Genomic DNA, 9,450 nt, shown 5'->3' with positions numbered 1-9,450 from the left:
CGGACGGCCCGCTCGCCCCACCCACGACGAATGAGGCGACGGTGGCAGACGAAGACACCCTGCGCGACTACCTGAAGTGGACGGTCACCAACCTCCACGAGACCCAGCGCGAGCTGCGGGAGGTCCGGGACCGCGGCCGTGAGCCGATCGCGATCGTGGGGATGGCGTGTCGGTTGCCGGGTGGGGTGTTGGGTCCGGAGTCGTTGTGGGGTGTGGTCTCCGGTGGGGTGGATGCGGTGGGTCCGTTTCCGGCTGATCGGGGGTGGGATCTGGGTGGTGGTTATGCGCGTCGTGGTGGGTTTGTTGATGGGGCGACGGAGTTCGATGCGGAGTTTTTCGGGATTTCGCCGCGTGAGGCGTTGGCGATGGATCCGCAGCAGCGGTTGTTGTTGGAGGTGTCGTGGGAGGCGTTGGAGCGGGCGGGGATCGAGCCGGGTTCGCTGAAGGGCTCCCGCACCGGCGTCTATGCCGGGGCGGCGACCTCGGGATATGCCGCCGGCTTCGCTGCTGACACCAGCGGTGCCGAGGGTTACCTGATGACTGGCAATGCCGGCAGCGTCATCTCGGGCCGGGTGTCGTATGCGCTGGGTCTGGAGGGGCCGTCGGTGACGGTGGACACGGCGTGTTCGTCGTCGTTGGTGGCGTTGCATCTGGCGGTGCAGGCGTTGCGGGGTGGCGAGTGTGGGTTGGCGCTGGTCGGTGGTGTGACGGTGATGGCGACGGCGGGGACGTTTGCGGAGTTCTCGCGGCAGCAGGGGTTGTCGGCTGATGGTCGGTGTCGGTCGTTTGGTGAGGGGGCTGACGGGACGGGCTGGGCTGAGGGTGCCGGTGTGTTGGTGGTGCAGCGGTTGTCCGATGCGCGGCGGGCGGGTCGGTCGGTGTTGGCGGTGGTGTCGGGGACGGCGGTGAACTCCGACGGTGCCTCCAACGGTCTGACCGCCCCCAACGGCCCCGCCCAGCAGCGGGTGCTGCGGGCGGCGTTGGACAGTGCGCAGCTCTCGGCAGCGGACGTGGACGTGGTGGAGGCGCACGGCACGGGGACGACGTTGGGTGATCCGATCGAGGCGAACGCGGTGATCGCGACCTATGGGCGGGATCGGGAGCGGCCGTTGTGGTTGGGGTCGTTGAAGTCGAATCTGGGTCATACGCAGCAGGCGGCCGGGGTCGCGGGTGTGATCAAGATGGTGGAGGCGTTGCGGCACGAGCAGTTGCCGCGGACGTTGCATGCCGAGCAGCCGAGTTCGAAGATCGACTGGGATGCCGGTGCGGTGCGGTTGTTGCAGGAGCCGGTGGCGTGGCCGGCCGGTGAGCGGCGGCGCCGGGCCGGGGTGTCGGCCTTCGGGATGAGCGGGACCAACGCCCACGTCATCGTCGAGGAGGCACCCCCGGTCGAGGAGGCACCCCCGGTCGAGGAGGCTCCCCCGGTCGAGGAGGCACCCCCGGCCGAGGGGGAGGACGCGGCGCAGTCCGATGCCGATGCCGGGGCAGCGGCGCCGGTCGCGCCGCTGCTGACGGGGATCACCGCCCCCTGGCCGGTCTCCGGACGCGGACCTGCGGCCCTGCGCGCGCAGGCGGCCCGCCTCGATGAGCACGTGGCGGCGACGCCCGCGGACCCGGTGGATATCGGGTTCTCGCTGGCAACGACGCGGACGGCGTTCCGGCACCGGGCGGTGACGTTCGCCGGGGCGGGTTTGACCGAGTTGGCGGCGGGTCGGCCGTCGCCGTCGGTGGTGACCGGGGTGGTGCCGGCGTCGTCGGCTGGTCGGCTGGTGTGGGTGTTTCCGGGTCAGGGTTCGCAGTGGGTGGGGATGGGTCGGGAGCTGGCGGCGGCCTGTCCGGTGTTCGCTGAGCGCCTGGCGGAGTGTGGTGCGGCGCTGCGTCCGTTCACGGGCTGGTCGTTGGACGAGGTGCTGGACGGGAAGCTTGGGTTTGAGGCTGCGGAGGTGGTGCAGCCGGCGTTGTGGGCGGTGATGGTGTCGCTGGCTGCGGTGTGGGCTGCGGCGGGGGTGGTGCCGGATGCGGTGGTGGGTCATTCGCAGGGTGAGATCGCCGCTGCCGTCGTGGCGGGCAGGTTGTCCCTGAGTGATGGTGCGCGGGTGGTGGCGTTGCGGTCGCGTGCGTTGGCGCGGATTGCCGGTGCGGGCGGGATGGTGTCGATCGCCGCCTCCGAGCAGGACGTCCGTGAGCTGCTCGCGGAGCTGACCGCGGGGATCGCCGGTGTGTCGGTGGCGGCGGTGAACGGTCCGGCCGCGACGGTGGTCTCCGGCACCCCGGAGGTCCTGCAACGAGTCGTGACCGTGGCTGAGTCGCAGGGTGTGCGGGCGAAGGTGATCCCGGTGGATTACGCCTCCCACTCCCCGCAGGTGGATGCGCTGCGGGAGCAGATCCTCAGCGACTTGGCCCCGATCACCCCGCGGGCGGGGGAGATCGCGATGGTCTCCTCGCTGACCGGCGAGCTCCTCGACGACGGTGAGCTGCTCGATGCCGGGTACTGGTTCCGCTCGCTGCGCGAGCCGGTCCGGTTCACCCGGGCGATCGACACGCTTTCCGGATCAGGTCACCACAGCTTCGTCGAGTGCTCCCCGCATGCGGTGCTGACCGGCGCGATCACCGACACCCTGGATTCCTCCGACGCGGTGGTCATCGGGACGCTGCGCCGCGACGACGGCGGAGCCGACCGGATGCTCACCTCCCTGGCCGAGGCCTGGACCCGCGGCCTGCCCGTCGACTGGACCAGGCTGCTGCCCACCGGCAAGCGCGTCGACCTCCCCACCTACGCCTTCCAGCGCGAGCGCTTCTGGCCCGCGATCGTGGCTCCCGCCTCGACGGACGACTGCCGCTACGGGATCACCTGGCAGCCGGTGGCGGTGGCGGGCGACGTCACCGGCTGCTGGTTGCTGCTGGGCCGGGCACCGCAGGTGGAGCGTGCGCTGACCGACGCCGGCGTCCGGGTCATCACCCGCGAGGTGGCCGATCTCGACCTCGCCAGCCTCGCGGGGGAGTCGCTGGACGGCGTCCTGCTCGTGCCGAGCGCACCGGCCGAACCCGCCGCCTGCCTCGCCGAGACCTTCACCGCACTGCGCGCCGAGCTCGGTGCGCCGCTCTGGGTCGTCACCAGTGGTGCCGTCGCCGCCGTGGCCGGTGAGCCGGTCCCTGCTCCCGAGCAGGCCCAGCTGTGGGGTCTCGGCCGCGTCGCCGCTCTCGAGCTCCCGCAGCATTGGGGCGGCCTCGTCGACCTGCCCGGCACGGTGGACGACGAGACCGCGGCCCTCCTCTGCCGCGTGCTCGGCGGTCCGGAGGATCAGATCGCCCTCCGCGACGGCCAGGTGCTGGCTCGCCGCCTCGAACGGCGCCCCGTCCCGGAGGAGGCCGCTGCCGACGCGCCGTTCCACACCGACGGCACCGTCCTCGTCACCGGGGGCACCGGCGCCATCGGCGGCCAGGTGGCCCGCTGGCTGGTGGCCCGGGGTGCCCCGTCCGTCCTGCTCACCAGCCGGTCGGGACCGCGGTCCGGGATCACCCTCGCCGCCGAGCTGGCGCAGGCCGGTGCGGACGTCCGGATCGTCGCCTGCGACGTCGCCGACCGTCCCCGACTGGCGACCGTGCTGGATCAGGCGGGGCCGCTGTCGGTGGTCGTCCATGCGGCCGGTGTCGGCGAGGGTGGTCTGCTCAGCGAGACCACGGGGGCCGATCTCGTCTCGGCGACGAGGGCGAAGGTCGACGGTGCCCGCTGGCTCGACGAGCTCACCGCCGACCTCGACGCCTTCGTCGTCTTCTCTTCCGGAGCGGCGATCTGGGGCAGCGGTGGCCTCGGCGGATACGCCGCCGGCAATGCCTACCTCGATGCGCTCGCCGAGTCGCGGCGGGCCCGCGGCCTCGCCGCCACCTCCATCGCCTGGGGACTCTGGGGCGGCGGCGGCATGGTCGACGGCGCGGCGGGCGAGCAGTTGCAGCGCTTCGGCCTGCGGGTCATGGACCCCGAGCAGGGAATGCGCGAATTCGCGCGAATCCTGGACGGGGGCGAGGCTGCGGTCACCGTGGCCGACATCGACTGGGTGCGGTTCGCGGCCACCTTCACCGTCCGTCGCCCCAGCCCGCTCATCGCGGACCTCCCCGACGTCCGGGCGCTGGCGACTGCGACGGCGGACGGCAACGACGAGCACGTCGGCGAGCTGGCCCGCAGTCTGCGTGACCGACCCCGGCCGGTGCAGCTGCGGGACATCCTCGACATCGTCCGGGGCGAGGCGGCAGCCGTCCTGGGGCACGCGACGGCGCAGGCCGTCGAGCCGGACCGTGCCTTCGCCGAACTCGGCTTCGACTCCCTCACCGCGGTGGAGCTGCGCAACCGGCTCGCGACCCGGACCGGGCTGATGCTCTCCTCGACGCTGGTCTTCGACCACCCGAACGCCACCGCCCTTGCGGCCATGCTCGTCGATCAGCTCTTCGGCACGGCCGACAGCGTCAGTCCGGTCACCACGGTTGTCGCGGAGCACGACGAACCGCTGGCCATCGTCGGCATCGGCTGCCGCTATCCCGGCGGTGTCACCGGCCCCGAGCAGTTCTGGGATCTCGTCGTCGGTGGCGGGGACGCGGTCGGCGGCTTCCCCGCCGACCGTGGTTGGGACATCGTCGAGCAGCAGTACGGTTCGCAGCGTGTTGCCGCCGGCGACGCCTACGCCCGGCAGGGGGCGTTCGTCCACGACGCCGCGGACTTCGATGCCCACTTCTTCGGGATCAGCCCGCGCGAGGCGCTGGCCATGGATCCGCAGCAGCGGATGCTGCTGGAAGTCTCGTGGGAGGCGGTGGAGTCCGCCGCGATCGATCCTCGCTCGCTGCGCGGGTCGCGGACCGGTGTCTTCGTCGGCGCCACCTACGCCGGCTACGGCATGGGGCTGGCGGGTGACAGCGGCGCCGAGGGGTACCTGCTCACGGGCGGGCTGACCGCGGTCATCTCGGGCCGCGTCTCGTACACGCTCGGTCTGGAGGGGCCGGCCGTCACGGTGGATACGGCGTGCTCGTCGTCGCTGGTGGCGCTGCACCTGGCAGCCAGGGCGCTGCGGTCGGGGGAGTGCTCGATGGCGCTCGCCGGTGGCGTGGCGGTGCTCTCCACCCCCGGAGCCTTCATGGAGTTCTCGCAGCAGGGCGGTATGGCTGCCGACGGCCGCTGCAAGGCCTTCGCCGACGGGGCCGACGGGATCGGCTGGGGCGAGGGCGCCGGCATGATCCTGCTCGAACGGCTGTCGGACGCGCAGCGCCACGGCCACCCGGTGCTGGCGGTGCTGCGGGGCTCGGCGACGAACTCCGACGGCGCGTCGAACGGGTTGTCGGCGCCGAACGGTCCGTCGCAGCAGCGGGTGATCCGGGCGGCGTTGGCTGATGCGCGTTTGAACGCGGCGGATGTGGATGTGGTGGAGGCGCACGGGACGGGGACCTCGTTGGGGGATCCGATCGAGGCGCAGGCGTTGTTGGCGACCTATGGGCAGGAGCGGGGTGGGGCTGGCCCGTTGTGGTTGGGGTCGGTGAAGTCGAACATCGGTCACACGCAGACGGCGGCCGGGGTGGCCGGTGTGATCAAGATGGTGCAGGCGCTCCGCCACGAGGTGCTGCCTAGGACGTTGCATGCCGAGCAGCCGAGTTCGAAGATCGACTGGGATGCCGGTGCGGTGCGGCTGCTGTCGGAGTCGGTGCCGTGGCCGGCCGGGGAGCGGCCGCGCCGTGCCGCCGTCTCGGCCTTCGGGATCAGCGGCACCAATGCGCACCTCGTCATCGAAGAGGCGCCACGGCAGGCCACCTCTGACCCCGAGGCAGCCCGACCCGACGCTGCGGCGCCGTTGGTGGGGGCGGTGGCGCCGTGGCTGGTGTCGGGTCGTTCGGTGGCGGGGTTGGCGGGGCAGGCGGGGCGGTTGCGGGAGCACGTGCTGTCTCGGCCGGGGCTGTCGCCGGCTGAGGTGGCGTGGTCGTTGGTGGTGTCGCGGTCGGTCTTCGAGCATCGGGCGGTGGTGCTGACCGGTACTGCGGGTGCGGCGGGTGCTGCGGGTGTTGCGGGTGTTGCGGGTGTTGCGGGTGCTGCGGGGTTGGCGGCGGTGGCGACGGGTCAGCCGTCGGCTTCGGTGGTGACCGGGGTGGCGTCGTCGGCTGGTGCTGGTCGGCTGGTGTTGGTGTTTCCGGGTCAGGGGTCGCAGTGGGTGGGGATGGGCCGGGAGTTGGCGGCGGCGTGTCCGGTGTTTGCGGCTCGGTTGGCGCAGTGTGGTGCGGCGTTGGCTCCGTTCACGGGCTGGTCGTTGGACGAGGTGTTGGACGGTGAGTTCGGGTTTGAGGCTGCGGAGGTGGTGCAGCCGGCGTTGTGGGCGGTGATGGTGTCGCTGGCTGCGGTGTGGGCTGCGGCGGGGGTGGTGCCGGATGCGGTGGTGGGTCATTCGCAGGGGGAGATCGCCGCCGCCGTCGTCGCGGGCAGGTTGTCCCTGAGCGACGGTGCGCGGGTGGTGGCGTTGCGGTCGCGCGCGTTGACGCGGATTGCCGGTGCCGGGGGGATGGTGTCGATCGCGGCGTCGGAGGAAGCCGTCCGTGAGCTGGTGGCGGGGATCGCCGGTGTCTCGGTGGCGGCGGTGAACGGTCCGGCCGCGACGGTGGTCTCCGGCACCCCCGAGGTCCTGCAACGAGTCGTGACCGCGGCTGAGTCGCAGGGCGTGCGGGCGAAGGTGATCCCGGTCGACTACGCCTCCCACTCCCCGCAGGTGGACTTGCTGCGGGAGGAGATCCTCACCGACCTGGCCCCGATCGAGCCCCAAGCCGGGGAGATCGCGATGGTCTCCTCGCTGACCGGTGAGCTGCTGGGCGAGGACGACATGCTCGATGCCGGGTACTGGTTCCGCTCGCTGCGGGAACCGGTCCGGTTCACCCGGGCGATCGACACGCTTTCCGGATCAGGTCACCACAGCTTCGTCGAGTGCTCCCCGCATGCGGTGCTCACCGGCGCGATCACCGACACCCTCGATTCCCCCGACGCCGTGGTCATCGGGACGCTGCGCCGCGACGACGGCGGACCCGACCGGATGCTCACCTCCCTGGCCGAGGCCTGGACCCGCGGCCTACCCGTCGACTGGACCAGCATCCTCACCCCCACCCGGACCGTGGACCTCCCCACCTACGCCTTCCAACGCCGCCGCTACTGGCCCGACATCACGCCCCACGAGGCTCGGTCGCAGACCGCGTCCGAGGGCCCGGTCGACGGGCTGTGGGCGGCGATCGAGGGTGGTGACGTCACCTCGCTTGCCGCCGAACTCGGCGTCGACGACCGGGCGCTGGCCGAGGTCCTGCCGGCCCTCACCACCTGGCGCGACCGCGGTCGGGACGACGCCACGGTGGCCAACTGGCGCTATCGCATCACCTGGACACCCGTTCCGGAGGCCGGTACGACCGTACCGAGCGGCCGCTGGGTCATCCTCGCCCCGAGCGACGACGCGGCAGCCGACACCGCCCGAGCTCTGGAGGAACGCGGTGCACAGGTGGACGTCGTGATCACCGACGCCACCGATCGCGCGACCCTCGCCGCGGAGCTCCCGCGCACCGAGCTGGCCGGCGTCGTCTCCCTGCTGGCGTGGGACGAGACGCCGTTGCCCGGCTCTCCCACCGTCTCGGCCGGGCTCACCGCGACCCTCACCGCCGTCCAGGCCTGCGCCGACGCCGGGGTGGCGGCACCGCTGTGGCTCGTCACCCGAGGCGCGGTGACCACCGGTCCGGACGACGTCACGACCTCGGTGCAGCAGGCCCCGGTCTGGGGCCTGGGCCGGACCATCGGGCTGGAGCACGCCGAGCACTGGGGCGGGCTCATCGACCTCCCGGCCGACGGCGATCTCTCCGATCCGACGCTGGCCGCTCGCTTCTGCCGCGTGCTCGCCGGCGTCGAGGACCAGGTCGCGCTGCGCCGCACCGGGGTGCTCGGTCGGCGACTCGTCCGTGACCGGCGCTCCGCCGCGTCCTGCCGTCCGTGGCAGCCGGCCGGAACCGTGCTGCTGACCGGGGGCACCGGATCGATCGGTGCGCTGGTCGGGACGTGGCTGGCCGAACGCCGTGCCCCCCGCGTCGTGCTCACCAGCCGCTCCGGACCGTCGGCCCCGGATGCGGCCGGCACCGCCGCACGCATCGCGGATGCCGGATCCGACGTCGCCATCGTCTCCTGCGACATCGCCGAGCGCGACGAGGTCGCCGGCCTGCTCGACGGCATCGCTGCCTCCGGGCCGCCGCTCTGCGCCGTCCTGCATTCGGCGAACGCGGCGTACCTCGCCCGGGTCGCCGACACCACCGTCGACGGGCTGCGGCTGTCGATGGGGGCGAAGGCAACGGGCGCGTCCCACCTGGACGAGCTCACCGCCGACCTCGACCTCGACGCCTTCGTGCTCTTCTCGTCGATCTCGGCGACGTGGGGCAGCAACGACCACGGCGCCTACGCCGCCGGCAACGCCTACCTGGACGCGCTGGCCGAGGACCGCCGCTCTCGCGGGCTGCCCGGCACGTCGATCGCATGGGGTGTCTGGGACACCCGAGACTGGTCAGCTGTCGACGCTGGTCTGGATCAGACCCGTCCCGGTAGCGTCACGCCGGCACGGCTGGTGCGGCAGGGAATGAACTTCCTGGACCCGGAACGCGCGCTCACCGGGCTGGGACAGGTCATCGACGACGATGACACCTTCCTCGCGCTGGCCGACGTGGACTGGGAGCGCTTCGCGCCGGTGTTCCGGGCGAAGCGGGACCGGCCCCTGCTCGATCTCATCGTCGAAGCGCGGGAGGGGGCACGGGAAGAGACCGACGCGCAGGCGGGCGAGACCGACGAGTTCGCCCGTCAGCTCGCCGCACTGGACGTCGCCCAGCGCACCGCGCATGTGGTCGAGCTGGTCCGACGCCATGCGGCTGCCGTCCTCGGCTTCGACGACGTGGCCGAGGTCCCGGCCGGACGTGCCTTCCGGGACCAGGGCTTCGACTCGCTCACCGCTGTCGATCTGCGCAATCGGCTCGCCGGCGCCACGGGGCTGCAACTGCCCGCCACGGTGGTCTTCGACTACCCGAACGCGGCGGCCCTCGGTCAGTTCGTCTGCGACCGACTCGGCCGACTGCTCGGCACCGGCGGCACGTACACCGACACCCTGGACGAGGTCGACCGGCTGGCTGCCGAGCTCGACGCGCCCGACGAGGCAGCCCGCGCCGAGGTGGCGGCCCGCTTCGAGGCGCTGGCACGGCGCTTCCGGACGACGGCGTCCGGCACGGAACGCGACACCCGCACCGACCTCTCGGCGGCCAGCGCCGACGAGATGTTCGACCTGCTCGAAGACGAGCTCAACGGCACCGACTTCGACTGACATCAACCGACTTCGACTGACATCGACCGCGCGACGCGACTCACCTGCTGAGGGCGCCGTGTCGCGTACGCGAGAGAACCGGGCCACCGGCAGAAGG

Annotated in this window: 1 protein-coding gene; it reads left to right on the top strand. The window is 72.3% G+C overall.

The features are described from left to right. The first annotated feature begins 41 nt into the window (after positions 1 to 41). Complete coding sequence (locus AC0NZQ_RS00035; RefSeq protein ID WP_474527557.1) at positions 42 to 9,353, top strand: type I polyketide synthase; 9,312 nt, start codon at positions 42 to 44, stop codon at positions 9,351 to 9,353. Positions 9,354 to 9,450: the final 97 nt, after the last annotated feature.

It is taken from the genome of Jatrophihabitans sp. sgz311053 (assembly GCF_056135305.1).
The sequence above is the reverse complement of the archived record's forward strand: the minus strand, read 5'-3'. Positions and strand labels throughout refer to the sequence as shown.